This window comes from Massilia sp. WG5 (assembly GCF_001412595.2).
GTDB lineage: Bacteria > Pseudomonadota > Gammaproteobacteria > Burkholderiales > Burkholderiaceae_D > Telluria.
Genome location: NZ_CP012640.2, coordinates 4,457,408 through 4,482,354 on the forward strand (window position 1 = coordinate 4,457,408; position 24,947 = coordinate 4,482,354).

Genomic DNA, 24,947 nt, shown 5'->3' on the forward strand with positions numbered 1-24,947 from the left:
CGAGCGATGAACTACGAAGGCAAAACCGCACTGGTACTCGGGCTCGGCGAATCGGGCCTCGCGATGGCGCAATGGCTGGCGCGCTGCGGCGCGTCCGTGCGCGTGGCCGACACGCGCGCCGAGCCGCAACGCCTGCCCGCGCTGCGCGAGGCAGTGCCGGCCGCCGAGTTCATCGGCGGCGGTTTCGGCGCCGGGCTGCTGGACGGCGTCGATTTCGTGGCCGTCAGCCCCGGCCTGGCGCCGGAGCGCGAGCTCGCCGAGCTTGGCCCGGCCGCAAGCGCCCGCAATATCCCGGTGTGGGGCGAGATCGAGCTGTTCGCCCAGGCCCTGTCCGACCTGAAGGCCACCCGCGGCTACGCCCCGAAAGTCATCGCCATCACCGGCACCAACGGCAAGACCACCGTCACCAGCCTGACCGGCCTGCTGTGCCGCCGCGCCGGCCTGAGCACGCGCGTGGCCGGCAACATCAGCCCGGCCGCATTGGACGTGCTGCGCGAAGTCCTCGACAAGGACGATTTGCCCCAGGCCTGGGTGCTGGAACTGTCCAGCTTCCAGCTGCACACCAGCTTCAGCCTGAACCCGGACGCCGCCACCGTCCTGAACGTCACCCAGGACCACCTGGACTGGCACGGCAGCATGACGGCCTATGCCTTCGACAAGGCGCGCATCTTCGGCAAGGACACGGTCCGCGTGCTGAACCGCGACGACGCCACCGTGATGCGCATGGCCAGCCCGGACGCCCAGGTCACGAGCTTCGGCACCGGCGAACCGGATGCGCCGGGCAGTTTCGGCCTGGTGAACGAACGCGGCGTGCTGTGGCTGGCGAATGCGAATCCGGCGGAAGAGCCGGAAAAGAAACGCCGCCGTGGCGCGTCCTCGAATGAGCCGGAAGAGCAGCAGGAGCTGTTCATCAACCGCCTGATGCCGGCCGACGCGCTGCGCATCCGCGGCATCCACAATGCCTCGAACGCGCTGGCCGCGCTGGCCCTGTGCCGCGCCTGCGGCCTGCCGCTGGCGCCGCTGCTGCACGGCCTGCGCGACTACCAGGGCGAGCCGCACCGCGTCGAGCTGGTCGCCAGCATCGACGAGGTCGAGTACTACGATGACAGCAAGGGCACCAACGTCGGCGCCACCGTCGCCGCGCTGGAAGGCCTGGGCCAGACCTTCGGCGAGACCGGCCGCCAGATCCTCCTGATCGCCGGCGGCGACGGCAAGGGCCAGGACTTCGCGCCGCTGGCCGCCCCATGCTCGCGCTATGTGAAGGCGGTGCTGCTGATCGGCCGCGACGCACCAGGCATCAAGGCCGCCATCGAGCCGAGCGGCGTGCCGTGCTTCGACCTGCCGGACCTGCCGGCCGCGACCCGCCGCGCCGCCGGCCTGGCGAAATCAGGCGACGTGGTGCTGCTGTCGCCGGCCTGCGCCAGCCTGGACATGTTCACGAACTATGCGCACCGCGCCCAGGTGTTCGTCGACGCCGTGCGCGAGATCGCGCTCGAGAAGGGCCAGGACATCTGATGGCATTCCAGATCCCCTTCAAGTTCGGCGGTTCCTCGAAGGACGCGGCGGTTGCCGCGCGCGCCCGGCCGTCGCGCATGATGGAATACGACCAGCCCCTGGTCTGGGTCGTGGTCCTGATGATGCTGTTCGGGATGGTGATGGTGTATTCGGCCTCGATCGCGCTGGCCGATTCGCCCAAGTTCGCCTACCTGGGCGGCAAGAACAACTACTTCCTGGTGCGCCAGGCGATGTTCATCGCGTTCTCGCTGGTGGTCAGCATATTCGTGTTCCGCATTCCGGTCGCGACCTGGCAGCGTTTCGCGCCGATGATGTTCGTCGGCACCCTTGTGCTGCTGGCCCTGGTGCTGGTGCCGGGCGTGGGCGTCTCGGTCAACGGCGCGCGCCGCTGGCTGCCATTGAAAATCATGCAGATGCAGCCGTCCGAGATCATGAAAGTCGTGGCCGTGCTGTACGCCGCCGACTTCACGGTGCGCAAGCAGCAGTACATGCACAAGCTGACCAAGGGCTTCATGCCGATGGCCGCCGCGATGGCGCTGGTGGGCGGCCTGCTGATGCTGGAGCCCGACCTCGGCGCTTTCGGCGTGGTGGTCTGCATCTCGATGGGCATCCTGTTCCTGGGCGGCTTCAACATGATCTGGTTCGGCGGCATCGGCGCCGTGCTGGTGCTGGTGTTCTCCACCATCATCGCGCTGTCGCCCTTCCGCCGCGCGCGCATGTTCGCCTACATGAACCCGTGGGAAGAGGGCAATGCGCTCGACAAGGCGTACCAGTTAACGCATTCCTTGATCGCCTTCGGCCGCGGCGAGATCTTCGGCGTCGGCCTGGGCGGCAGCGTCGAGAAGCTGCACTACCTGCCGGAAGCGCACACCGATTTCATCATGGCCGTGATCGGCGAAGAGCTCGGCCTGGCCGGCGTGCTGGTCGTGGTCGGCCTGTTCTACTGGCTGGTCAAGCGCGCCTTCGACATCGGTCGCCAGGCGATCGCCCTGGAGCAGCACTTCGCCGGCCTGGCCGCGAAGGGCATCGGCATCTGGCTCGGCGTGCAGGTCTTCATCAACATGGGCGTGAATCTGGGCCTGCTGCCCACCAAGGGCCTGACCCTGCCGCTGATGAGCTATGGCGGCTCGGGCGTGCTGTTCAACTGTATCGGCCTGGCGATCCTGCTGCGCATCGATTACGAAAACCGTGTGCGCATGCGTGGAGGACGTCAATGAGCAAGAAACTGATGATCATGGCGGCCGGCACCGGCGGCCACATCTTCCCCGGCATCGCCATCGCGCAATCGATGCGCGAGCGCGGCTGGGAAGTGAGTTGGCTGGGCACCGCCCACGGCATGGAACGCGACATCGTGCCGAAGCACGGCATCCCGATGGACTGCATCGACTTCGCCGGCCTGCGCGGCAAGGGCCTGGGCCACACCGTCACCGGCGCCTTCAAGATGCTGGGCGCGTTTGCCGCCTGCCGCAAGTTCATCGCCGAGCGCAAGCCGGACGTGGTGCTGGGCATGGGCGGCTACGTGACCGTGCCGGGCGGGATGATGGCGCGCTCGCGCGGCGTGCCGCTGGCGCTGGTGAACGCCGACGCCGCGCTGCTGCTGTCGAACAAGACCCTGACCCCGATGGCGCAGCGCGTGCTGTTCGGCTTCCCGGCCGACTTCGGCAAGGCCGCCGGTAAAGCGGTCGTCACCGGCAACCCGGTGCGCAAGGAAATCCTGGAGATGCCGTCGCCGGGCCACCGCTTCGCCAACCGCAGCGGTCCGCTGAACATCCTGGTGGTGGGCGGCAGCCTGGGCGCGAAAGTCCTGAACGACGCCGTGCCGGCGGCCCTGGCCCTGATTCCGGAAGGCCTGAGGCCGAGCGTCACCCACCAGTCGGGCAAGAAGAACATCGAAGCCCTGCGCGCGGCTTACGCGAACGCGGGCGTGCAGGCCAACGTGGTCGACTTCATCGACGACATGGCGGCCGAATATGCGAACGCCGACCTGGTGATCTGCCGCGCCGGCGCGATCACGGTGTCGGAACTGACGGCCGCCGGCGTCGCCAGCGTGCTGGTGCCTTTCGTGGCCAGCACCACCAGCCACCAGCGCGACAACGCGACCTGGATGGACAAGCAAAAGGCCGCCCTGCACCTGCCGCAGGGCGAACTGAACCCGCAGCAGCTGGCGAAGCTGCTGCAATCGCTGAGCCGCGACGACTGCCTGAAGATGGCGGAAGCGGCGCAGGCGGTCGGCCGGCGCGACGCCAATGCGGCGATCGCGAAGGTACTGGAAGAACTGAGTGAAGCTAAGGGCAGGGCATGAAGCACAAGATCAAACATATTCATTTCGTCGGCATCGGCGGCAGCGGCATGAGCGGCATCGCCGAGGTGCTGCTGAACCTGGGCTATAAGGTGTCGGGCTCGGACCTGGCCTCGAACGCCGCCAGCCAGCGCCTGGCCGAACTGGGCGCGACTGTTTACACCGGCCACGCCGCGGAACACATCCGCGGCGCCGACGCCGTGGTGACCTCGACCGCCGTCAACGAATCGAATCCTGAAGTGGTGGCGGCGCGCGCCGGCAAGGTGCCGGTGGTGCCGCGCGCCATCATGCTGGGCGAACTGATGCGCCTGAAGCGCGGCATCGCGATCGCCGGCACCCACGGCAAGACCACCACCACCAGCCTGGTGGCGTCGGTGCTGGCCCAGGGCGGCCTGGACCCGACCTTCGTGATCGGCGGCCGCCTGAACAGCGCCGGCGCCAACGCCAAGCTGGGCACCGGCGACTACATCGTGGCCGAGGCCGACGAGTCCGACGCGTCGTTCCTGAACCTGACGCCGATGATCGAGGTGATCACCAACATCGACGCCGACCACATGGACACCTACGAGCACGACTTCGAGAAGCTCAAGGGCGCGTTCGTGAACTTCACCCACCGCCTGCCGTTCTACGGCCGCGCGATGATGTGCATCGACGACGTCAACGTGCGTTCGATCCTGCCGCAGGTGACCAAGCCGGTGACGACCTACGGCTTTTCCGAAGACGCCGAAGTGCGCGCGCTGAACGCCTATGCCGACGGCACCCGCATGTGCTTCACCGTGCGCCAGGAAGGCTATCCGGACACCGACTTCGTGCTGAACCAGCCCGGCATGCACAACGTGCTGAACGCCTGCTCGGCGATCGCGATCGCGCGCGAGATCGGCGTGCCGGACGAAGCCACGGCCCAGGGCCTGGCCGAATTCCGCGGCGTCGGCCGCCGCTTCACCCGCTACGGCGAGATCCCGATCGAGGGCGGCGGCAGCTTCACCCTGGTCGACGACTACGGCCACCATCCGGTCGAAGCCCAGGTGACGGTGGCCGCGGCGCGCGCTGCCTATCCGGGCCGGCGCCTGCTGCTGGCCTTCCAGCCGCACCGCTACACCCGCACGCGCGACCTGTTCGAGGACTTCGTCAAGGTCCTGGGCGCGCCGGACGTGCTGCTGCTGGCCGAGGTGTACTCGGCCGGCGAGACCCCGATCGTGGCGGCCGACGGCCGCGCCCTGGCGCGCGCGCTGCGCGCCGGCAGCCAGATCGAACCGATTTTCGTGGAATCGATCGCCGACATGCCGGCGACGATCCTGAAGGTGGCGCGCGACGGCGACGTCGTGCTCACCATGGGCGCCGGCTCGATCGGCGGCGTCCCCCATCAACTGACCCAGCTTCAAAAGGTAGCATCGTGAGTACTTCCGCTCTCACTCCAGCCGAGATTGCCGAATTCGGCAAGGTCGGCGTCCTGTTCGGCGGCCGTTCCGCCGAGCGCGAGATTTCGATCCTGTCCGGCACCGGCGTGCTGCAGGCCCTGCAGTCGAAGGGCATCGACGCCCACGCCTTCGATCCGGCCGAGCGTTCGCTGGCCGAGCTGGCCGCCGAAAAATTCGACCGCGTGTTCATCGCGCTGCACGGCCGCTATGGCGAAGACGGCAGCCTGCAGGGCGCCCTCGAGCAGCTCGACATCCCCTACACCGGCAGCGGCGTGATGGCATCCAGCGTCGGCATGGACAAGATCACCACCAAGATCGTCTGGCTGGCGAACGGCGTCTCGACGCCGAAGTACGCGGTGATCGACGAGGACGCGGACCTGGACAAGGTGGTCGCCGACCTGGGCCTGCCGCTGATCGTCAAGGCGCCGCTCGAAGGTTCGAGCATCGGCATCACCAAGGTGAGCCGCCCGGAAGAGCTGCAGGCGGCCGTCGAGCTGTCGCGCCGCTACGACAAGCGGGTGCTGGCCGAGCAGTTCATCGAAGGCCGCGAATTCTCGGTGCCGCTGCTGGGCACCGGCCCCACCGCGCGGGCGCTGCCGATCATCGAGATCGTCGCGCCGGAAGGCAACTACGATTACCAGAACAAGTACTTCACGGACGATACGCAGTACCACTGCCCGGCGCCGCTCGACGCGGCGCTGACGGCCAGCATCCAGCGCGAAGTCGAGAAGGCCTACCGCGCCCTCGGCTGCGAAGGCTGGAGCCGCATCGACGTGCTGCTGCGCGAGTCGGACAAGCAGTTCTTCCTGCTGGAGGTGAACACCTCCCCGGGCATGACCACGCACTCGCTGGTGCCGATGGCCGCGCGTGCGGAAGGCGTCGGCTACGAAGACCTGTGCGTCGAGATCCTGCGTTCGGCCTCGCTGAAGATCGGCGATGCGGCGACCCGGCAGAAGAAGGAAAAGGCATAAACGATGTGGCATGACACGCGAGCCCTGAACGCAACCGCCAGCGCACTCAGCGCGCTGGTGGCGCTCGCCTGTATCGCGTCGGGCGTGTGGTGGCTGTCGCAGCGCCCGATGTTCACCCTGCGTGCGGTGCGTGTCGAGAGCATGTACGGGCTGGACCTGCAGCACGTGAACGAACTCACGGTGCGCAACAGCGTGCTGGGCAAGATCAGGGGGAATTTCTTCACCACCGACCTGGAGCAGGTGCGTTCCACCTTCGAGGCCGTGCCCTGGGTCCGCAAGGCCAGCGTGCGCCGCGAGTGGCCGAACCAGCTGATCGTCCAGGTCGAGGAGCACGAAGCGCTCGGCACCTGGGGCGAGGACGGGCGCCTGCTGTCGGTGAAGGGCGATTCCTTCACCGCCAACCTGGCCGAAGCCGACGAGGACCACGAGCTGCCTGCTTTCGACGGTCCTCCCGGCAGCGAGAAGGAAGTGCTGGCGCGATTCGCCGAGCTGCGCGGCCTGTTCGCGCCGGTGCGCCTGGTGCCGGTCTCGCTCAGCCTGTCGAAGCGTTACGCCTGGACGGTTCGGCTGGACAACGGCATGAGCGTGGAGCTCGGCCGCGAGCGCGACCAGGGCAGGGACAGCCTGAAGGCGCGCGTGCAGCGGCTGGTGAGCATCTATCCCCAGCTGGTGGCGCGCCTGCAGGAAGGACGTATCGACACGATCGACATGCGCTATGCGAACGGTCTGGCCCTGTCGTCGGCGGCGCTCAGCGTGCCGAGCGACGCCACCAAGCCGGTCAAGGCAGCAAAGAAAAAAGCACCCACTAAAACAACAAAGCAAACCTAACACAGCAGGCGACAAGAAATGACTAAAGACGCAAAGAACCTGATCGTCGGCCTCGACATCGGCACCTCGAAGGTGGTGGCGGTGGTGGCCGAGGTGATGGCCGATGGGCGCCATGAAGTAATTGGACTCGGCCAGCACGAGTCGAAAGGTTTGAAGAAGGGCGTTGTCGTCAACATCGAAGCGACCGTCGAGTCGATCCAGCGCGCGCTCGAAGAAGCCGAGCTGATGGCCGACTGCAAGATCCGCAACGTGTATGCGGGCATCGCCGGCAGCCATATCCGCTCGTTCAACTCGAGCGGCATGGTGGCGATCAAGGACAAGGAAGTCACCGCGACCGACGTGGCGCGCGTGATCGAGACGGCGAAGGCGGTCAACATCCCGACCGACCAGCAACTGCTGCATACGGTGCCGCAGGAATTCATCGTCGACAACCAGGAAGACGTGCGCGAGCCGATCGGCATGAGCGGCATCCGCCTGGAGGTGCGCGTACACATTGTTACAGGTGCGGTGTCCGCGGTGCAGAATATTGTAAAGTGCGTGCGCCGTTGTGGGCTCGAGGTCTCGGACCTGATCCTGCAGCCGATGGCGTCCGCCGATTCCGTGCTGACCAACGACGAGAAGGAACTCGGCGTGGTCCTGATCGACATCGGCGGCGGCACCACCGACATCGCCGTCTTCAGCGATGGCGCTATCCGCCACACGGCCGTGATCCCGATCGCCGGCGACCAGATCACCAGCGACATCGCGATGGCGCTGCGCACCCCGACCGGCGAAGCGGAAGAGATCAAGATCCGCTACGGCGTGGCCAAGCAGGTGCTGGCGGATCCGGGCGAGACCCTGGAAGTGCCGGGCCTGGGCGACCGCGGTCCGCGCTCGTTGTCGCGCCAGGCGCTGGCGGCCGTGATCGAGCCGCGCGTCGAGGAGCTGTTCGCGATGGTGCACCAGGTGGTGCGCGAATCCGGCTACGAGGGCGTGCTCTCGTCCGGCATCGTGTTGACCGGCGGTTCCTCGATCATGCCGGGCATGATCGAGATGGCCGAAGACATCTTTTTGAAACCGGCGCGCCTCGGCACGCCGGAGTATCGCGGCCAGTTGGCCGACGTGGTGCGCAGTCCGCGCTACGCAACGGTTCTCGGCCTTTTGCTGGAAGCGAAGAAGCAGTATTTGCGCGGCCACATCGTGACCCGCCAGGATGGATCGGTGAAGGCGGTGTGGCAGCGCATGAAGGAGTGGTTTTTAGGGAACTTTTAAGACTTTCGGTAACACGCTGTAACGGTTTTTCTTGGTAACGAACGAAAATATTTTTACAATACAAGGCGCGTTTCCAATCTTCAGGTCTGATCGCGATCGATGAGATTTGCAGCTTGGGAACGGTACTTACAGATACTAGGAGTTCATCATGGAGTTTGATATGGTCGATAACGCATCACTGGGCACCGTCATCAAGGTTGTCGGTGTTGGCGGCGCGGGTGGCAATGCGGTGCAGCACATGATCAACAAGGGCGTGTCGGGTGTGCAGTTCATCGCCGCAAACACCGACGCCCAGGCGCTGGCCGTCTCGGGCGCCCACAACGTCATCCAGATCGGCGATTCCGGCCTGGGCGCAGGCATGCGTCCGGAAGTCGGCCGCCAGCTGGCCGAGCAGTCCCGCGCGCGCATCGAAGACGCGCTGCGCGGCGCGCACATGGTCTTCATCGCCGCCGGCATGGGCGGCGGCACCGGCACCGGCGCCGCACCGATCGTGGCCGAAGTGGCCAAGAGCCTGGGCGCGCTGACCGTCGCCGTGGTGTCCAAGCCCTTCTCCTACGAAGGCCAGAAGTGCATGGACGTGGCCGAGAACGGCCTGGCCGAGCTGACCAAGCACGTCGACTCGCTGATCGTGATCCTGAACGAGAAGCTGGAAGACATCTACGAAGACGAGTCCATGCTGGACTGGATGAAGCATGCCGACGACGTGCTGAACAACGCCGTGGCCGGTATCGCCGAGATCATCAACGTCCCGGGCCATATCAACGTCGACTTCAACGACGTGAAGACCATCATGAGCGAGCAGGGCAAGGCCATGATGGGCACCGCCACCGCATCGGGCGTGGACCGTGCGCGCATCGCCGCCGAGCAGGCCGTGGCTTCGCCGCTGCTGGACGGCATCGACCTGTCGGGCGCCAAGGGCGTGCTGGTGAACGTCACCGCATCGCGCGGCCTGAAGGGTAAGGAAATCAAGGAAGTCATGGCCGCCGTGCGCGCCTTCGCCGCTCCGGACGCCGCCATCGCACAGGGCATCGCCTACGACGACGAGATGGGCGACGAACTGCGCGTGACCGTGGTCGCGACCGGCCTGGGCAAGAACAAGGCCAACATCTCGCTGGTGCAGCCGCAGCAGATGCTGCATACCGGCACCTACGGTTCGCCGATGATGTCGGGCGCCGCCACCGTCCCCGCAGGTAACGTGCGCATGGGCTCGATCAGCACCGGCAGCGCCGACGCGGGCATGAAGCAGCCGGCCGTGTGGCGCCGCGAACAGGCCTCCGAGCAGGTTCGCGCGATGCAGAACAACGGTGTCGAGACCTACGACATCCCGGCCTTCCTGCGTAAACAGGCTGACTGAGCAAGCCGACTAAGCAAGTAAAAACTCCATGATGCAAGGGCCAGTACCGACCAAGCGGTACTGGCCTTTTGTTTATGTCCGCTCAAACCGGGGTCAGACTCCCGATTTTGGAAAGATCCTGCGGGGCATTTCCAAATTTTGGAGTCTGACCCCGGTTTGTTGAAGATCAGGCATACTTGCAGGTTCTGATTATTACAACCTTGGAGTATTCACCATGACCATCCAGATCGGCGACCGCCTGCCCGAGTCCACCCTGTCGGAATTCATCGAGACCGAAACCGAAGGCTGCTCGCTCGGCCCGAACACCTTCAACACGGCCGACCTCGTCAAAGGCAAGACCATCGCCATCTTCGGCCTGCCGGGCGCTTTCACCCCGACCTGCTCGGCCCAGCACCTGCCGGGCTTCATCCAGCAGTCCGGCCAGCTGAAGGCCAAGGGCGTGGACGAGATCTGGTGCGTGTCGGTCAACGACGCCTTCGTGATGGGCGCCTGGGGCCGCGAGCAGAAGGCCACCGGCATCGTCCGCATGATGGCCGACGGCAGCGGCCAGTTCACCAAGGCCCTGGGCCTGGAGCTCGACCTGACGGCCAAGGGCCTGGGCGTGCGCAGCCAGCGCTATTCGATGCTGGTCAAGGACGGCGTGGTCACGCAGCTGAACCTCGAGAACGGCGGCGGCTTCACGGTCTCGTCGGCCGAGAAGCTGCTGGAACAGATCGGCTGATCCTCCTGCCTTTCCTGCGAACGGCGCTGCGGCGCCGTTTTTTATCACCATGATCATCAATACCGAATCCCCCGACCAGCCCGACGTGCGGGCCATGCTGGAGCGCCTCGACGCCTACTGCGCCTCGCTGTATCCGGCCGAGAGCAATCACCTGATGGACATCGCCGCGCTGCTGCAGGGCGACGTGCTGTTCCTGGTCGCCCGCGACGTCGATGGCGCAGCGGTCGGCTGCGCCGCGCTGGTCAATTGCGATGGCTATGGCGAGATCAAGCGCATGTTCGTCGACGAGCGCAAACGCGGCCTCGGCACCGGACGCCAGCTGCTCGACCACATCGCCATGTTCGCCAAGATGTGCGGGGTGCGCGAGCTGAAACTGGAAACCGGCATCCACCAGCCCGAGGCGCTGTCCCTCTACGAAGGCTTCGGCTTCGCGCGCTGCGGTCCCTTCGGCGCGTACAGGGAAGACCCGCTGTCGGTGTTCATGGAGAAACGCCTGTGAAATCCACAACGGCCAACGCCAGGCTGAGCGGCAACCTGCGCAGCATCCAGGCGATGCTGGCGGCGGTGCTGATGTTCTCGATCATGGACACGATCATGAAGCTGCTGTCCGCCGAATTCCCGCCGATGCAGGTGGCGGCGCTGCGCGCCCTGTCTTCGCTGCCGCTGGTCTGCGTCTACGTGGCCTGGCGCGGCGGCTTCAAATCGATCCTGCAGATCCGCTGGCCGCTGCATCTGCTGCGCGCGGGGATCGGCATCGTCATGCTGGCCCTGTTCGCCTACGGGGTGAGGGGACTGTCGCTGGCCGAGGCCTACACGATCTTCTTCGTCGGCCCGATCCTGATCACGGCGCTGTCGGTGTTCGTGCTGGGCGAGCGCGTGAACCGCGCGCGCTGGCTGGCGATCGCGGTCGGCATGGCCGGCGTGCTGGTGGTGCTGCGTCCGAGCGGCGACGGTTTCCTGACCCTGGGCGGCCTGGCGATCCTGGTGGCGGCCGTGTGCTACGCGGTGTCGGCGGTCAGCGGACGGGTGCTGGCGCGCAGCGACAGCAGCGAGAAGATGGTGTTCTGGCTGATGCTGATGATGGCCGTCGGCGCGACCGCGCTGGCCTGGCCGTCCTGGACCCCGGTCGAGTCGCGCCACCTGCCGCTGCTGGGCGGGCTGGCGCTCAGCGGCTTCCTGGCCCAGTTGGCGATCACCGAAGCCTTCAACCATGGCGAAGCCTCGGTGGTGGCGCCTTTCGAGTACACGGCGCTGGCCTGCGGCATCGCGATCGACTGGATTTTCTGGCAAACCTTGCCCGATCAATACACCCTGATCGGTGCGGCAATCATCATCGGCAGCGGTCTGTACCTGATTCGCCACGAAACGGCGCACGCCGAAGCCGAACATCCCTGAAAGCGTGGTGTTCGTGCCACCGGCAGAGGGGGGGCTGCGGCGAAGAAAGGAGCCCTCCTATATAATCTGGGGATGCTCAAACAAAGAACAATCAAACAGCTGGTGCGCACCACAGGTGTCGGCCTGCACTCGGGCACCAAGGTCGAGCTGACCTTGCGCCCGGCCGCCATCGACACCGGCATCGTGTTCCGCCGCGTGGATCTCGACCCCGTCGTCGAGTTTCCGTCGAACGCAGAAATCGTCGGCGACACCCGCATGGCTTCGGTCCTGATCCAGGAAAATGCACGCGTCTCGACCGTCGAGCACCTGATGTCGGCCTGCGCCGGCCTCGGTATCGACAATCTCTACGTCGACGTCACCGCCGAAGAAATCCCCATCATGGACGGCTCGGCCTCGTCCTTCGTCTTCCTGCTGCAGCAGGCCGGCGTGCAGGAGCAGGGCGCAGCCAAGAAATTCATCCGCGTGCTGAAGCCGGTCGAAGTGCGCCAGGGCAGCGGCAGCAACGAGAAGTGGGCCCGCCTGACCCCGTACGACGGCTTCAAGCTCGACTTCTTCATCGAATTCAACCACCCGGCCGTGGACGGCACCATGCAGCGCGCGGTCGTCGACTTCGGCAAGGTCTCCTACGTGCACGACGTGGCGCGCGCGCGCACCTTCGGTTTCATGCAGGACGTCGAAAGCCTGCGCGGGATGGGCCTGGCGCGCGGCGGCTCGCTGGAAAACGCGATCGTGATGGACGAGTACCGGATCCTGAACGCGGACGGCCTGCGCTACGAAGACGAGTTCGTGCGCCACAAGATCCTCGACGCGATCGGCGACCTGTACCTGGTCGGGTATCCGCTGCTGGCCAGCTACGAAGCGCACAAGTCCGGCCACGGCCTGAACAACCTGCTGCTGCTCGAACTGCTGGCGCATCCGGAAGCCTACGAGATCGTCAGCTTCGACGAGGAAGCGCGGGCGCCGGTGTCCTACGGCGCGCAGATGGAGAGGGAGTGGGCGCTGACCTGAGCGCCAAAGAACTTGGGTTCCCGCCTGCGCGGGAACGACGAGTTATTTCTTCCGCTTCTCCGCCAGCCGCCTGATCGCCGCAATCAGCGGCGCATTCTGTGGCGACTCCGGCAAGGATTCGCCCAGTTCCTCGAACGCCTGCACCGCCGTCGGCGGCAGCTCCAGCGACGATGGCTTCATGACCTCGTCCCGGGCGGGCAGCGCGCGCCCCACCTGGATCTTGATCCGCACCGATTCCACCTGCCAGCCCTTCGCCTGCAGCGTCGACTGCAGCTTGGGCGCCTGCTGCTTGAGCTTGGCCGCCACGGCCGAGGAGGGCACGGCGAGGGTCAGCACGCCCTCCTGCAGCGACAGCACCTCGCAGCCGGCGTACATCGGCGGCAGGATCGCCTTCACGTCCTTTTGCAGGCCGGCCATGCGCGTGGCCACCGGCAGCAGGCTGGCCATGCGGTCGTTACGGCGCAGGAAGTCGGTCGCCTCGATCGAGGTGCGACGCACGCGGGTGCCGTATATATGGAAGGGAGATTGTTTGGGGGGCTGCATGGCCGGGAACATACCATAGCCACGCGCGGCGCAGGATGAATCGTGCGGGAAATGTGCTTTCGAGTGCAATTTGATAACATTCTTTGTCCGACTGCACTTGCTATGCGCCCGTTCACCCCCAAGTGTGGCCGGAACGCATGATAAAATCGGTGGCTTTTTGCCAAACGCGGTCTTCGGAGGATATTATTTTGATATCATCCATGGCTTTTTCGCGGCGTACTTTTTAAGAACACAGCATGTCATTCCTGACCAAGATTTTCGGCAGCCGTAACCAGCGACTGCTCAAGCAATACCAAAAAACCGTGCGCGAGATCAATGCGCTCGAGCCGCAGATGGAAAAGCTGTCGGACGCCGAACTGCAGGCAAAGACCCCCGAATTCAAGGAACGGATCGCCGGCGGCGCTTCCCTCGACGACATCCTGCCGGAAGCGTTTGCTGTCTGCCGCGAAGCTGCCAAGCGCGTGATGAAGATGCGCCACTTCGACGTACAGCTGATCGGCGGCATGGTCCTCCACTACGGCAAGATCGCCGAGATGGGCACCGGTGAAGGCAAGACCCTGATGGCAACCCTGCCGGTCTACCTGAACGCGCTGTCCGGCAAGGGCGTGCACGTGGTGACCGTCAACGATTACCTGGCGCAGCGCGACGCCGAGCAGATGGGCCGCCTGTACGGCTGGCTGGGCCTCACCACCGGCGTGAACCTGTCGCAGATGGACCACGACAGCAAGCAGAAGGCCTACGGTTCCGACATCACCTACGGCACCAACAACGAATACGGTTTCGACTACCTGCGCGACAACATGGTCTACGAGGCGCGCGAACGCGTGCAGCGCGGCCTGAACTTCGCCGTGGTCGACGAGGTGGACTCGATCCTGATCGACGAGGCCCGCACCCCGCTGATCATTTCCGGCCAGGCCGAGAACCACACCGACCTGTACCACAAGATCAACGAACTCCCGCCGATGCTGACCCTGCAGATCGGCGAAGAAACCCCGGACGGCAAGGGAGAGGTCGAAGTCCCGGGCGACTACACCAAGGACGAGAAGGCGCACACCGTGCTGCTGACCGAGGCCGGCCACGAGAAGGCCGAAGCCATCCTGACGAAGATGGGCCTGCTGCCGGAAGGCGCCTCGCTGTACGACGCCGCCAACATCACCCTGATCCACCACCTGTACGCCGCCCTGCGCGCGCACGTGCTGTACCACAAGGACCAGCACTACGTGGTGCAGAACGGCGAAGTGGTGATCGTCGACGAATTTACCGGCCGCATGATGACCGGCCGCCGCTGGTCCGACGGCCTGCACCAGGCCGTGGAAGCCAAGGAAGGCGTACGCATCCAAAACGAGAACCAGACCCTGGCCTCGATCACCTTCCAGAACTACTTCCGCATGTACACCAAGCTGTCCGGCATGACCGGTACCGCCGACACGGAAGCCTACGAATTCCAGGAAATCTACGGCCTCGAGACCGTGGTGGTTCCGCCGAACCGGCCATCGCAGCGCAAGGACCGCCAGGACCAGGTGTACAAGTCGGCCGAGGAAAAATACGGCGCGATGGTCACCGACATCCGCGATTGCCACGAGCGCGGCCAGCCGGTGCTGGTCGGCACCACCTCGATCGAAAACTCGGAGCTGCTGTCCAGCATCCTGACCAAGCACGGCCTGCCGCACAACGTGCTGAACGCGAAGCAGCACGCCCGCGAGGCGGAAATCATCGCCCAGGCCGGCCGCCCGCAGATGATCACCATCGCCACCAACATGGCCGGCCGCGGTACCGACATCGTCCTCGGCGGTAACGTCGAGAAGCAGATCCAGTTCATCGAAGCCGACCAGTCGCTGTCGCCGGAGCAGAAGGCCGAGCAGTCGCAAAAGCTGCGCGACGAATGGCAGTCGCTGCACGACCACGTGGTGGCGCAGGGCGGCCTGCACATCATCGGTACCGAGCGCCACGAGTCGCGCCGGGTCGACAACCAGCTGCGCGGCCGTTCGGGCCGCCAGGGCGACCCGGGCTCCTCGCGCTTCTACCTGTCGCTCGACGATCCGCTGCTGCGCATCTTCGCCGGCGACCGCGTGCGCGCGATCATGGACCGCCTGAAGATGCCGGAAGGCGAACCGATCGAGGCCGGCATCGTGACCCGCTCGATCGAGTCGGCCCAGCGCAAGGTCGAGGCCCGCAACTTCGACATCCGCAAGCAGCTGCTCGAATACGACGACGTCGCCAACGACCAGCGCAAGGTGATCTACACCCAGCGTAACGAACTGCTGGAAGCGGCCGACATGTCGGAACTGATCACCAGCCTGCGCGTGGGCGTGTTCACCGATGTGGTGCGCGAATACGTGCCGGCCGAGTCGGTCGAAGAGCAGTGGGACATTCCGGCGCTGTCGCGCGTGCTGGCCGACGAATGGTCGCTGCCGGTGCCGCTGGCGCAGATGCTGGAAGACGAGCCGAACCTGAACGACGACGACATCCTCGAGCGCGTGCTGGCTGCTGCCGACGAGTCGTACAACAGCAAGGTGGAGATCGTCGGCAAGGAAGCCTTCGGCGGCTTCGAGCGCAACGTCATGCTGCAGAACATCGACACCCACTGGCGCGAGCACCTGGCGGCGCTGGACCACCTGCGCCAGGGTATCCACCTGCGCGGCTACGCCCAGAAGAACCCGAAGCAGGAATACAAGCGCGAGGCCTTCGAGCTGTTCGGCGCCATGCTGGACCAGATCAAGAACGAAGTGATCCGCACCATCATGACGGTGCGCATCCAGACCCGCGAGGAAGTCGAGGCGGCCGAGGCAGCCATGCAGGCGGCCGCGGCGCACCTGGAGAACGTCAACTACCAGCACGCCGACTTCGACCCGACCGCCGCGCCGGAAGAGCTGATGGCGCCGCAGGCGCCCACCGCCGGCACCACCGCGGTGAGCGACGATCCGGCCACGACCTACATGGGCATGAAGGTCGGCCGCAACGACCCGTGCCCATGCGGCAGCGGCAAGAAATTCAAGGCCTGCCACGGCAAGCTGGCGTAATCGCCGATGCAGGAAAAAGGAAGGCGCCCCGCGTGAACTGACCCCGTAAAGTTGGACGGTTAGTTTATTAAGCGGCCAAGGCCTGAGTCCTGTACTGAACAGGACTCAGGCCTTTTAGTTTGAGCTTGATACGGTCGTGATTGTAATAGCGGATGTAGCGGGTCAGTTCAACCTGCAGGACGTCGATGTTGGCGAATTTGTTCAGGTAGAAGCACTCGGACTTGAGCACGGCGAAGAAGCTTTCCATGGTCGCGTTGTCGAGGCAGTTCCCTTTGCGTGACATGCTCTGCACGAGCCCGCGTTTCCGAAGAATGCGTTGGTAGGCTGGCATACGATACTGCCATCCCTGGTCGGAGTGCAGCATGGGTTTATCCTGTGGCGAAAGCTTGCGCAATGCCTTCTTGAGCATCGAACTCACCAGGTCGAATGCAGGGCGCCGGGATGTTTCGAAGGCCACGATTTCACCGTTGTATAGGTCCAGGATTGGCGAAAGGTACAGTTTCTCGCCAGCGACGTTGAACTCGGTAACGTCCGTCACCCACTTCTGGTTCGGACCTGCAGCTGTGAATTTGCGTTGTAACTCGTGAGGTGCAGCGTGACCTATCTCTCCTTTGAACGAGCGATATCTCTTGGGGCGCACCAATGACTTCAATCCCAACACCGTCATCAATCGCTGTACGGTCTTATGGTTGACGAGCGTTCCTGTCTGACGAATGGCTGCGGTGACACGCCGATAACCGTAACGACCCTTGTGACGGGCGAAAACGGATCGGATTATGGTCTTGAGCTGCTGATGTTTATCGCTCGCTTGCCGCGTCTTGAGTTGGTAGTAGAACGTGCTGCGAGCCAGCCCGGCGAACGCAAGCAAACCCGCAAGCGGATACTGCTGCCTTAGTTCCTGCACTATTTGCGCTTTGTCGGCGGCGTCGCCTTCTGCTTGGCTTGAACTAAGGCTCGCAACTTTTTTAGGTACGCATTCTCCATGCGCAGCTGATTCAACTCGGCCAACAACTCGTCGCGAGTACACTTTTCATCGTCGGGCGACGGCTCTGGTTTTGTTGTTGGAGCAGACATCTGCTTGGGCCTTCCTCGTGGGCGTGCTATCAGTGCGTCGAAACCGCCTTCTCGATAACTGCGCTCCCATATGCCTACCGCTGCGTGATTGCGGATATTGAAAGCAGCTGCTGTTTGGCCGAATGACAGCTCATTGTCCCACATGTGCTGCAGCACCGACAGCTTGAACTCCGCACTATACGAGCTGTGCTTCTTCTTGAGTCCGTCCTTGCCATGCACACGATACAAGCTGACCCAGTGCTCTACAGATGAACGTTGACAACCGTACTTCCTCGCTAAGGTCTTGCTGCCCCTTCGCTTGACCAAGTATTCCTGGACAATCTTGAGCTTGAACCGCTCATCGTACTTCGTCATGAAAAAACCCCAAAAGTTGGTGTCCAACTTTTGGGGTTCAGTTCACGCGGGGCGCCTTTTTTATTTACTCGCGCCCTAAACCCTTGCGCAACCACGCGATCGCCTCATCGCTGATCCCCGACCCCTTGCGCAGCATCGCCTGTTCCTCGGTCGCGCGGCGAAAGCCCGCAACCGCTTGCGGGTCGGTGCCGACCATGTCATGGAACAGCGCCATCCACTGGCGGCCCAGGGCATGGGAGGCAGGCTGCGCGGCGTCCGGATCGAGTCGCATCTGTTCGCGCACCCGGCCGATCAGGACGGTCCACTCGTGGCCGCGGGACGCATAGTGACTGCGCATGCGCGCGATCACGTCCGGGGCCAGGTAGCGCGACCAGATCGCGTATTTCAGCTCGCCGATCACCGCCATCACGTAGCGCATGACGTCCTCGGGCAGGCCTGCCGACCCTTTTTCGCGCTCCGCCATCAGGTTGATGCGCGCCGCGAGGTCGGCGTCGCCGCCGGTGCCGCGTCCGAAGGCTTCCAGCCAGCGCCGTCCGAAGGCCCTGGCGGCATCCGCATCCGGCGCCACCTGCGTGCGTATCAGCTCCCTGGCTTCTTCGACCAGCCCCTTGAATTGCGCCTTGATCGCCTCGTCGTGGTACATCGGAAGGCGCGCCAGGTCGTCCTGCGTGAAGTATTTTTCGTACATGCTCATCTGCTCCAGTGAGTCCAGCCAGGTGGACAGGTCCGGCTGGCCGCCATGCGCCAGTTCCGTGCGCAGGCGCTGCAGTTGAGCGCGCATGCGCGCCGCCTCCAGCATCTGGCGGTCGAGCGCCGCCAACTGGCGTTCGACAACGGCCAGCGGACTGCCTTCCGGACTGTCCAGGTAAAGACCGATGTCGGCCAGGCTCATGCCGAGGGAACGCAGGGCCTGGATCCGGTGCAGGCGCGCCACGTCGTCGCGGTTGTAGAGCCGGTAGCCGGCATCGGAACGCGCCGAGGGCTGGAGCAGCCCGATGCTGTCGTAATGGTGCAGCGTGCGTACCGTGAGCCTGGCAAGCGCGGCGAGTTCTCCCACTTTCAGCATCGAGCATCTCCTTTCTTCAGCGTGGACCCAGTCTCGATCCTGACGTGGCGTGAGGGTCAAGCATGCAATGATAAGGCCCCGACTTGCCTTTGGAGTCATAATATTCTGGCAAGCTGTTCACATTCCTGGAGAGCGCATGCAAACCCTGAGCGATGGCGCCATCCCGCGGCCGGCCTCGTCCCGGCTGCTGCTGGTGGCCGCCGTGCTGTTCTTCTTCTACCAGATGCCCGAGGGCGTCGGAAACGCCTACCTGCTGGCGCTGTTCCCGTTCGTTGCGTGGTGGGGATCGCGCGCGCTGGGCTTCAGCGGCATGCGCGCCTGGTACCTGGATGCACGGCCGGGCTGGCTGCGGCTCCTGGTGCTGGGGCTCGTGCTGGCGATCACGGCCAAGTTCGCGGCGGTCGCCATCGGGACGCGCACCGGCGTTTATACCTTCGCCTGGGCAGATGCGCCGCGCGGCGCGGCGCTGGCAGCCGCGCTGGGCTTCACCGCTTTCTCCACCTTCATCGCGTCCTCGGCCGAGGACATCGTCACGCGCGGCTTCGTGATGCGGGCCTTCCCGGCGCTCGGCAGGCACTGGAGCTTCATCGTGGTCTCGGCCGCGCTGTTCGTGCTGAACCATATCTACCGCCTGAACAAGGGGCCGGTCGAATGGCTGACGATCTTCTGCTTCGGCCTTGCCTATGCGGCGGCGCTGTACCGCGCACGCACGCTGTGGGCGGCGGTGGGCCTGCACTGGGGCTGGAATCTCGCCAACGGCCTGCTCGACATCTTTTCCCGCTCGGACCTCGCGCAGCCCGCGGTGGCGCCGTTCTATTCCTGCGCCGCCCACCTCGTGCTGCTGGCCTGCGCCCTGGTCTTCATGCGCCCCTCTGCGGCGCATGCCGGAAGCGCTTCTCCTCGTGCCACAGCGTGACGAACAGCGTCATCACCACCGGCCCGACGAACAGGCCGATCAGGCCCAGGGTCTCGACCCCGCCCAGGATGCCAAGCAGGACGGCGAGGAAGGGCAGCTTGGTGGCGTTGCCGATGATGGTCGGGCGCACGAAGTGGTCGGCCACGAACAGTACCACCATGCCCAGGGCGACGATGGCGGCGGCGGCAGCCGTGTTGCCCTGGTAGACGAGGAGGGCGGCGACGGCGCCGAAGGCCAGCGGCGCGCCGAAGGGGATGATGGCCAGCACGCCGGTGGCGGCCGCCCACAGCACCGCCGAGGGCACGCCCGCGAACTGGTAGCCGATGCCCAGCAGGACGCCCTCGGCCAGGCCGACCAGCACCAGGCCGTTGACGGTGGCGCGCACCGCGGTCGGTACCTTCAGCGAGTACAGGGCCCAGCGCTGGGCGCCGATCAGGTGCGCGCCGATGGCCTCAAGCTGCCCCTGCAGCGCGCGGCCGTCCTTGTAGAAGAAGAACAGGCAGAGGAAGGCGAAGGCGATATCGATCAGGCGGTGCAGGGTGCCGCTGCCGACGCGCTTGAGTACTTCGCTGGCCGACTGCATGTGGCCCACCGAGCTGTCCTGCAGCAGGTGCGCCAGGCCGTGCGGCTGTCCCAGCGTGGCCTGCCACCAGTTGTAGATGGCGTCGCCCGCCATCGGGATCCGCAGCAGCCAGGCCGGCGCCGCCAGGCCCTCGGTATTCGCGCTGGCGACCAGCTGCGCCAGCGCCGGCGCCTGGTGCGCGGCCTGGGCCAGGCCCAGCGCCAGCGGCGTGATGAACACCAGCGCGGCAATGACGGTCGTCAGGGCCGCCGCCAGGATCTCACGCTTGCCCAGCAGTCGCAGCACGCGCCGGTACAGCGGCCAGGTGGCGATGCACAGGATCGCCGCCCACAGCAGGGGCAGCACGAAGCGCTGGGTGACGAACAGGGCGAACAGGATGATCGCCAGCGAAAAACAGGCGCTCAGGACGCTGCGTTGGGTTTCTGTCATGTGCCTGATTATTAATGAACCGCCTTAAAAAGTCATTAACAACGGTGCGGCGCCCCGTGCCCGCCGCTGGCGGTACAATATCGGATTCGACAATCTTTCCCTTTCAGCGAAGAGAACCCCATGGCCGTCAATTCCCCTCTGCCCGTCGCCGCCGAACTGAAGCCCGTGAATGGCCTCGAGATCGGCTTTGCCGAAGCCGGTATCAAGAAGCCGAACCGCAAGGACGTGCTGCTGATGAAACTGCCGGATGGCGCCACCGTCGCCGGCGTGTTCACCAAGAACCGCTTCTGCGCCGCGCCGGTCCAGGTGAGCAAGGCCAACCTGGCGGCCGTCGCCAACGGCGGCAAGCCGATCCGCGCGCTGGTGGTCAACACCGGCAACGCCAACGCCGCCACCGGCGAACAGGGCCTGCAAAGCGCCAGGACCACCTGTGAGGAAGTGGCGCGCCTGCTCGGCATCGACGCGCAGCAAGTGCTGCCGTTCTCGACCGGCGTGATCCTGGAGCAGCTGCCGGTGCAGAAGATCGTCGCCGCGCTGCCGGCCGCCGTGTCGAACCTGAAGCAGGACAACTGGTTCAATGCGGCCGAAGCCATCATGACCACCGACACCCAGCCGAAGGCGGCCTCGCTCACCACCAGCATCGGCGGCCACACCGTCACGCTGACCGGCATCAGCAAGGGCGCCGGCATGATCAAGCCGAACATGGCGACCATGCTGGGCTACCTGGCCTTCGACGCCAGGGTCGCCCAGCCGGTGCTGGACGAACTGGTGCGCTACGCCGCCGACCGCTCCTTCAACTGCATCACCATCGACGGCGACACCTCGACCAACGATTCCTTCATCCTGATGGCGACCGGCGCCGGCTCGCTGGTCGTCGATTCGGTCGACAGCCCGGACTACATCGCCCTGCGCGACGCCCTCACCGGCATCTCGACCCACCTGGCCCAGCAGATCATCCGCGACGGCGAAGGCGCGACCAAGTTCATCACCATCACGGTGGATCAGGGCCGCGACATGGAAGAGTGCCGCAAGATCGCCTACTCGATCGCCCACTCGCCGCTGGTGAAGACCGCCTTCTTCGCCTCCGACCCGAACCTGGGCCGCATCCTGGCCGCGATCGGCTATGCCGGCGTGGACGACCTCGACACCACCAAGCTGGATCTCTACCTGGACGACGTGCTGGTGGCGAAGGCCGGCGGCCGCAACCCGGACTACAAGGAAGAGGACGGCCAGCGCGTGATGAAGAAGGCGGAGATCCTGGTGCGCGTGGAACTGGGCCGCGGCGACGCTGCCGCCACGGTCTGGACCTGCGACCTGTCGCACGACTACGTCTCGATCAACGCTGACTATCGCTCGTAATGAACCAGCTGGATCAATTTCTCCATCGCGCCGAAAACCTGCTGGCACGGCTGGAGGCCATGCTCCCGCCGGCCGTGCCGCGCGAGCCGGAGTGGGGGCGCAGCTTCGCCTTCCGCTGGCGCAAGCGCCCCGGTTCCGGCCCCAACGGCCAGAAGTACCTGCAGCCGGTGCTGCACGCCTCGACCATCTCGCTGGACGACCTGCAGCACGTCGGCCGCCAGAAAGAGGAAATCGAACAGAACACCCGCCAGTTCGTGGCGCGCCGGCCGGCCAACAACGTGCTGCTGACCGGCGCGCGCGGCACGGGCAAATCGTCCCTGATCAAGGCCTGCCTGAACGGCTTCGCCGGCCAGGGCCTGCGCCTGATCGAGGTCGACAAGGCCGACCTGGCCGACCTGCCGGACATCGTCGACCTGGTGGCCGGCCGTCCGGAGCGCTTCGTGATCTTCTGCGACGATCTCAGTTTCGAAGAGGGCGAAGCCGGCTACAAGGCGCTGAAGGTGGCGCTGGACGGCAGCGTGGCCGCGCAGTCGGACAATGTGCTGATCTACGCGACCTCGAACCGGCGCCACCTGATGCCGGAGAAAATGTCGGACAACGCCGGCTACAGCCACGGCGACGACGGCGACCTGCATCCCGGCGAAACGGTCGAGGAAAAGATCTCGCTGTCCGAGCGCTTCGGCCTGTGGCTGTCCTTCTATCCCTTCAAGCAGGACGACTACCTGGACATCGTCGGCCACTGGCTGGCGAGCTTCGGCTGTACGCCGCAACAGATCGAGGCGGCGCGTCCGGATGCGCTGCGCTGGGCCCTGCAGCGCGGCTCGCGCTCGGGCCGGGTGGCCTGGCAGTTCGCCAAAGACTACGCGGGCAAGCTGGAAGGGAGCGCGGGTGTCTGAAGCGGTGCAAAAGCCGATCGACGTCGCGGTCGGCATCCTGATGCGCGAGAACGGCGACGTCCTGCTGGGCCAGCGTCCGGAAGGCAAACCCTATGCCGGCTACTGGGAATTCCCGGGCGGGAAAGTCGAGCCGGGCGAGGACATCTTCCACGCCCTGCAGCGCGAGTTCGTCGAGGAACTGGGCGTGCATGTCGTCAGCGCCGAACCCTGGTGCTGCGTCGAGCACGTCTACGAGCACGCCCACGTGCGCCTGTACTTCTACATCAGCCGCGAGTGGCTAGGCGAGCCGCAAAGCCTGGAAGGGCAGGCCTTTGCGTGGCAGGGCGGCTACTCCGTGAGCCCGCTGTTGCCGGCGACGATTCCCTTGCTGGAGTGGCTGGACAAGCTGCGCTACAAAAATTAGCGTCGTTCCCGCGCAGGCGGGAACCCAAGTTTGCTAGCGTTTCGTTAGCGCATACAGAACTTGGGTCCCCGCCTGCGCGGGGACGACGGTTCGGCGCCTCAACCCTTGGCCTGGCGCTCCATCTGCTCCGGATAGCGCGCCCCCTGCACCGTGATCTTCGACGCCGCCTGGTCGATGTCGGCCAGGTCCTCGACCGTCAGCGCCAAGGCCAGCGCGCCGATGTTCTCTTCCAGCCGCTGCAGCTTGGTGGTGCCCGGAATCGGCACGATCCATGGCTTTTGCGCCAGCAGCCAGGCCAGCGCCACCTGGGCCGGCGTCGCGCTTTTCTGCCGCGCGACCTGGCCCAGCAGGTCGACCAGGACCTGGTTCGCTTTCATGGCCTCGGCCGTGAAGCGCGGCAGGCTGTTGCGGAAGTCCGCGCTGTCGAACTGCGTGTTTTCGTCCATCTTCCCGGTCAGGAAGCCGCGTCCGAGCGGGCTGAAGGGCACGAAGCCGATCCCGAGTTCTTCGAGCAGCGGCAGGATTTCCTGCTCCGGCTCGCGCGTCCACAGCGAGTATTCGCTCTGCAGCGCCGTCACTTTCTGCACCGCGTGCGCGCGGCGGATCGTGTCGGCGCCGGCTTCGGAGAGGCCGAAGTGCTTGACCTTGCCTTCCTTGATCAGTTCGCCGACGGTGCCGGCCACATCCTCGATCGGCACGTTCGGATCGACGCGGTGCTGGTAGAGCAGGTCGATTCTGTCGGTCTTGAGGCGTTTCAGCGAGGCGTCGAGCACGGCGCGGATGTGTTCAGGACGGCTGTCCAGTCCGCTCCAGCGCTTGCCGCCGTTCGGGTCCGGCGCGAAGCCGAACTTGGTCGCGATCACGACCCGGTCGCGCAGCGGCGCCAGCGCCTCGCCGAGCAGTTCTTCGTTATTGAAGGGACCGTACACTTCGGCCGTATCGAAAAAGCTGACGCCGCGCTCGACCGCGTCGCGCAGCAGCGCGATCATCGCGTCCCGGGGCGGCGCCTTGCCGTAGGTCATGCCCATGCAGCCCAGGCCGAGGGCCGAGACTTCCAGGCTTCCTAGTTGACGTTTCTGCATCGAGGGCTCCTGACTAAAGTGAACGATGACTATAGCAGTCGGCTCACTTTGGCGCCGGCCACGATGTCAGGCATGAATCAACCTGCCGCCGGCGAAGGCCCAGTTTTCCCAGCTGGTTTCCTTGAACACCACCATCACGTTTTCCGGGTCCAGCCCGGCCGCGCGCAGGCGCTCCATCAGCTCGGCCAGCAGCTTCTTCCTGACCTTCACGCTGCGGCCCACCGACCACAGGATCTCGATCAGCACGAAGTCCTCCGTGCGCGCGGTGGCGACGTCGGGATAGCCGGTATCGAAACGGAAGTCGCCGGCATCGAGTTCCAGCACGCGCTGGAACTTGTCGGTGTCGGGCACGCCGGTCGACACCAGGCTGGCGTGTACGGCATCGAGCACGCTGGCCTTGAATTCAGGGCTTTTTGGCTTGCGGACGGTGAGGGTGACGAGCGGCATGCAGGATCCCTTCGA

General features: G+C 65.3%; 23 protein-coding genes. 17 read left to right on the top strand and 6 right to left on the bottom strand.

All coding sequences use genetic code 11. The features are described from left to right. Positions 1-6 precede the first annotated feature (6 nt). From murD to lpxC, 12 genes are all read left to right on the top strand, one after another. On the top strand, positions 7-1,515 hold the full coding sequence (murD, locus tag AM586_RS19930) for a UDP-N-acetylmuramoyl-L-alanine--D-glutamate ligase (protein WP_052233476.1): 1,509 nt from the start codon (positions 7-9) through the stop codon (positions 1,513-1,515). Then, complete coding sequence (gene ftsW, locus AM586_RS19935) at positions 1,515-2,732, top strand: putative lipid II flippase FtsW (RefSeq protein WP_052233475.1); 1,218 nt, start codon at positions 1,515-1,517, stop codon at positions 2,730-2,732. The genes murD and ftsW overlap by 1 nt, the downstream gene beginning before the upstream one ends. Further along, the gene (murG, locus tag AM586_RS19940; RefSeq protein ID WP_229411119.1) at positions 2,729-3,817 is read left to right on the top strand and encodes an undecaprenyldiphospho-muramoylpentapeptide beta-N-acetylglucosaminyltransferase; all 1,089 of its coding nucleotides are present in this window, start codon (positions 2,729-2,731) and stop codon (positions 3,815-3,817) included. The genes ftsW and murG overlap by 4 nt, the downstream gene beginning before the upstream one ends. Continuing rightward, positions 3,814-5,211 (top strand): UDP-N-acetylmuramate--L-alanine ligase, encoded by a 1,398-nt coding sequence (murC, locus tag AM586_RS19945; protein WP_052233474.1) that lies wholly within the window; start codon positions 3,814-3,816, stop codon positions 5,209-5,211. The genes murG and murC overlap by 4 nt, the downstream gene beginning before the upstream one ends. Continuing rightward, positions 5,208-6,203: a D-alanine--D-alanine ligase gene (locus AM586_RS19950; RefSeq protein ID WP_052233473.1), complete on the top strand. Its 996-nt coding sequence runs from the start codon at positions 5,208-5,210 to the stop codon at positions 6,201-6,203. The genes murC and AM586_RS19950 overlap by 4 nt, the downstream gene beginning before the upstream one ends. A 3-nt stretch (positions 6,204-6,206) precedes the next feature. Beyond that, complete coding sequence (locus AM586_RS19955) at positions 6,207-7,031, top strand: cell division protein FtsQ/DivIB (protein ID WP_052233472.1); 825 nt, start codon at positions 6,207-6,209, stop codon at positions 7,029-7,031. Positions 7,032-7,049: 18 nt separating this feature from the next. Further along, positions 7,050-8,282, top strand: coding sequence for a cell division protein FtsA (ftsA, locus tag AM586_RS19960; protein WP_052233471.1), 1,233 nt, complete (start codon positions 7,050-7,052; stop codon positions 8,280-8,282). 148 nt (positions 8,283-8,430) lie between these two features. Next, complete coding sequence (ftsZ, locus tag AM586_RS19965) at positions 8,431-9,636, top strand: cell division protein FtsZ (protein ID WP_052233470.1); 1,206 nt, start codon at positions 8,431-8,433, stop codon at positions 9,634-9,636. Positions 9,637-9,850: 214 nt separating this feature from the next. Further along, positions 9,851-10,357 carry a peroxiredoxin gene (locus AM586_RS19970; RefSeq protein ID WP_052233469.1) on the top strand — a complete coding sequence of 169 codons (507 nt, stop codon included), beginning with the start codon at positions 9,851-9,853 and terminating at the stop codon, positions 10,355-10,357. 49 nt (positions 10,358-10,406) lie between these two features. Next, entirely contained in the window at positions 10,407-10,856 is a 450-nt protein-coding gene (locus AM586_RS19975) for a GNAT family N-acetyltransferase (protein ID WP_052233468.1), read from the top strand. Positions 10,857-10,909: 53 nt separating this feature from the next. Then, entirely contained in the window at positions 10,910-11,752 is an 843-nt protein-coding gene (locus AM586_RS19980) for a DMT family transporter (RefSeq protein WP_052233649.1), read from the top strand. A gap of 72 nt (positions 11,753-11,824) precedes the next feature. Further along, a complete protein-coding gene (lpxC, locus tag AM586_RS19985) occupies positions 11,825-12,760 on the top strand; it encodes a UDP-3-O-acyl-N-acetylglucosamine deacetylase (RefSeq protein WP_052233467.1) in 936 nt (311 codons plus the stop codon). 42 nt (positions 12,761-12,802) lie between these two features. On the opposite strand, the gene AM586_RS19990 is transcribed toward lpxC, so the two are convergent. Next, the gene (locus AM586_RS19990) at positions 12,803-13,303 is read right to left on the bottom strand and encodes a DciA family protein (protein WP_109370589.1); all 501 of its coding nucleotides are present in this window, start codon (positions 13,301-13,303) and stop codon (positions 12,803-12,805) included. Positions 13,304-13,539: 236 nt separating this feature from the next. Between AM586_RS19990 and secA the strand changes: the two genes are divergently transcribed. Next, complete coding sequence (gene secA / locus AM586_RS19995) at positions 13,540-16,323, top strand: preprotein translocase subunit SecA (protein ID WP_052233465.1); 2,784 nt, start codon at positions 13,540-13,542, stop codon at positions 16,321-16,323. A gap of 67 nt (positions 16,324-16,390) precedes the next feature. On the opposite strand, the gene AM586_RS20000 is transcribed toward secA, so the two are convergent. Both AM586_RS20000 and AM586_RS20005 read right to left on the bottom strand, forming a co-directional pair. Beyond that, a protein-coding gene (locus tag AM586_RS20000; protein ID WP_109370458.1) for an IS3 family transposase occupies positions 16,391-17,751 on the bottom strand; the annotation gives its coding sequence in 2 pieces (ribosomal slippage) (positions 16,391-17,269 and positions 17,272-17,751; 1,359 coding nt in all). Positions 17,752-17,815: 64 nt separating this feature from the next. Further along, positions 17,816-18,817 carry a MerR family transcriptional regulator gene (locus AM586_RS20005; protein WP_052233463.1) on the bottom strand — a complete coding sequence of 334 codons (1,002 nt, stop codon included), beginning with the start codon at positions 18,815-18,817 and terminating at the stop codon, positions 17,816-17,818. Between the two features lie 136 nt (positions 18,818-18,953). Between AM586_RS20005 and AM586_RS20010 the strand changes: the two genes are divergently transcribed. After that, complete coding sequence (locus AM586_RS20010; protein ID WP_052233462.1) at positions 18,954-19,733, top strand: CPBP family intramembrane glutamic endopeptidase; 780 nt, start codon at positions 18,954-18,956, stop codon at positions 19,731-19,733. On the opposite strand, the gene AM586_RS20015 is transcribed toward AM586_RS20010, so the two are convergent. After that, positions 19,678-20,745, bottom strand: coding sequence for an AI-2E family transporter (locus AM586_RS20015; RefSeq protein ID WP_052233461.1), 1,068 nt, complete (start codon positions 20,743-20,745; stop codon positions 19,678-19,680). The genes AM586_RS20010 and AM586_RS20015 overlap by 56 nt on opposite strands. A 120-nt stretch (positions 20,746-20,865) precedes the next feature. On the opposite strand from AM586_RS20015, the gene argJ reads away from it, so the two are divergent. The 3 genes from argJ to AM586_RS20030 are packed head-to-tail and all read left to right on the top strand — an operon-like array spanning position 20,866 to position 23,403. Continuing rightward, entirely contained in the window at positions 20,866-22,104 is a 1,239-nt protein-coding gene (gene argJ, locus AM586_RS20020) for a bifunctional glutamate N-acetyltransferase/amino-acid acetyltransferase ArgJ (protein WP_052233460.1), read from the top strand. Beyond that, positions 22,104-23,000 carry an ATP-binding protein gene (locus tag AM586_RS20025; RefSeq protein WP_052233459.1) on the top strand — a complete coding sequence of 299 codons (897 nt, stop codon included), beginning with the start codon at positions 22,104-22,106 and terminating at the stop codon, positions 22,998-23,000. The genes argJ and AM586_RS20025 overlap by 1 nt, the downstream gene beginning before the upstream one ends. Further along, positions 22,993-23,403, top strand: a complete 411-nt coding sequence (locus AM586_RS20030) for an NUDIX domain-containing protein (RefSeq protein WP_257791523.1) — start codon at positions 22,993-22,995, stop codon at positions 23,401-23,403. Before AM586_RS20025 ends, AM586_RS20030 begins: the two co-directional genes overlap by 8 nt. A gap of 98 nt (positions 23,404-23,501) precedes the next feature. Here the strand turns inward: AM586_RS20030 and AM586_RS20035 are convergent, their stop codons facing one another. Both AM586_RS20035 and AM586_RS20040 read right to left on the bottom strand, forming a co-directional pair. Continuing rightward, the gene (locus AM586_RS20035; protein WP_052233458.1) at positions 23,502-24,485 is read right to left on the bottom strand and encodes an aldo/keto reductase; all 984 of its coding nucleotides are present in this window, start codon (positions 24,483-24,485) and stop codon (positions 23,502-23,504) included. A 66-nt stretch (positions 24,486-24,551) separates the two neighbouring features. Beyond that, positions 24,552-24,932, bottom strand: a complete 381-nt coding sequence (locus AM586_RS20040) for a tautomerase family protein (RefSeq protein WP_052233457.1) — start codon at positions 24,930-24,932, stop codon at positions 24,552-24,554. Between the last annotated feature and the right edge of the window lie 15 nt (positions 24,933-24,947).

Coding starts and splice junctions, on each gene's coding strand:
- ftsW (WP_052233475.1), top strand. CDS start 1,515: ATGGCATTCCAGATCCCCTTCAAGTTCGGCGGTTCCTCGAAGGACGCG.
- argJ (WP_052233460.1), top strand. CDS start 20,866: ATGGCCGTCAATTCCCCTCTGCCCGTCGCCGCCGAACTGAAGCCCGTG.
- AM586_RS20015 (WP_052233461.1), bottom strand. CDS start 20,745: ATGACAGAAACCCAACGCAGCGTCCTGAGCGCCTGTTTTTCGCTGGCG.
- AM586_RS20025 (WP_052233459.1), top strand. CDS start 22,104: ATGAACCAGCTGGATCAATTTCTCCATCGCGCCGAAAACCTGCTGGCA.
- AM586_RS19990 (WP_109370589.1), bottom strand. CDS start 13,303: ATGCAGCCCCCCAAACAATCTCCCTTCCATATATACGGCACCCGCGTG.
- murG (WP_229411119.1), top strand. CDS start 2,729: ATGAGCAAGAAACTGATGATCATGGCGGCCGGCACCGGCGGCCACATC.
- ftsA (WP_052233471.1), top strand. CDS start 7,050: ATGACTAAAGACGCAAAGAACCTGATCGTCGGCCTCGACATCGGCACC.
- AM586_RS19955 (WP_052233472.1), top strand. CDS start 6,207: ATGTGGCATGACACGCGAGCCCTGAACGCAACCGCCAGCGCACTCAGC.
- lpxC (WP_052233467.1), top strand. CDS start 11,825: ATGCTCAAACAAAGAACAATCAAACAGCTGGTGCGCACCACAGGTGTC.
- AM586_RS20035 (WP_052233458.1), bottom strand. CDS start 24,485: ATGCAGAAACGTCAACTAGGAAGCCTGGAAGTCTCGGCCCTCGGCCTG.
- AM586_RS20005 (WP_052233463.1), bottom strand. CDS start 18,817: ATGCTGAAAGTGGGAGAACTCGCCGCGCTTGCCAGGCTCACGGTACGC.
- AM586_RS20010 (WP_052233462.1), top strand. CDS start 18,954: ATGCAAACCCTGAGCGATGGCGCCATCCCGCGGCCGGCCTCGTCCCGG.
- murC (WP_052233474.1), top strand. CDS start 3,814: ATGAAGCACAAGATCAAACATATTCATTTCGTCGGCATCGGCGGCAGC.
- AM586_RS19970 (WP_052233469.1), top strand. CDS start 9,851: ATGACCATCCAGATCGGCGACCGCCTGCCCGAGTCCACCCTGTCGGAA.
- AM586_RS19980 (WP_052233649.1), top strand. CDS start 10,910: ATGCTGGCGGCGGTGCTGATGTTCTCGATCATGGACACGATCATGAAG.
- AM586_RS20040 (WP_052233457.1), bottom strand. CDS start 24,932: ATGCCGCTCGTCACCCTCACCGTCCGCAAGCCAAAAAGCCCTGAATTC.
- AM586_RS19975 (WP_052233468.1), top strand. CDS start 10,407: ATGATCATCAATACCGAATCCCCCGACCAGCCCGACGTGCGGGCCATG.
- secA (WP_052233465.1), top strand. CDS start 13,540: ATGTCATTCCTGACCAAGATTTTCGGCAGCCGTAACCAGCGACTGCTC.
- murD (WP_052233476.1), top strand. CDS start 7: ATGAACTACGAAGGCAAAACCGCACTGGTACTCGGGCTCGGCGAATCG.
- ftsZ (WP_052233470.1), top strand. CDS start 8,431: ATGGAGTTTGATATGGTCGATAACGCATCACTGGGCACCGTCATCAAG.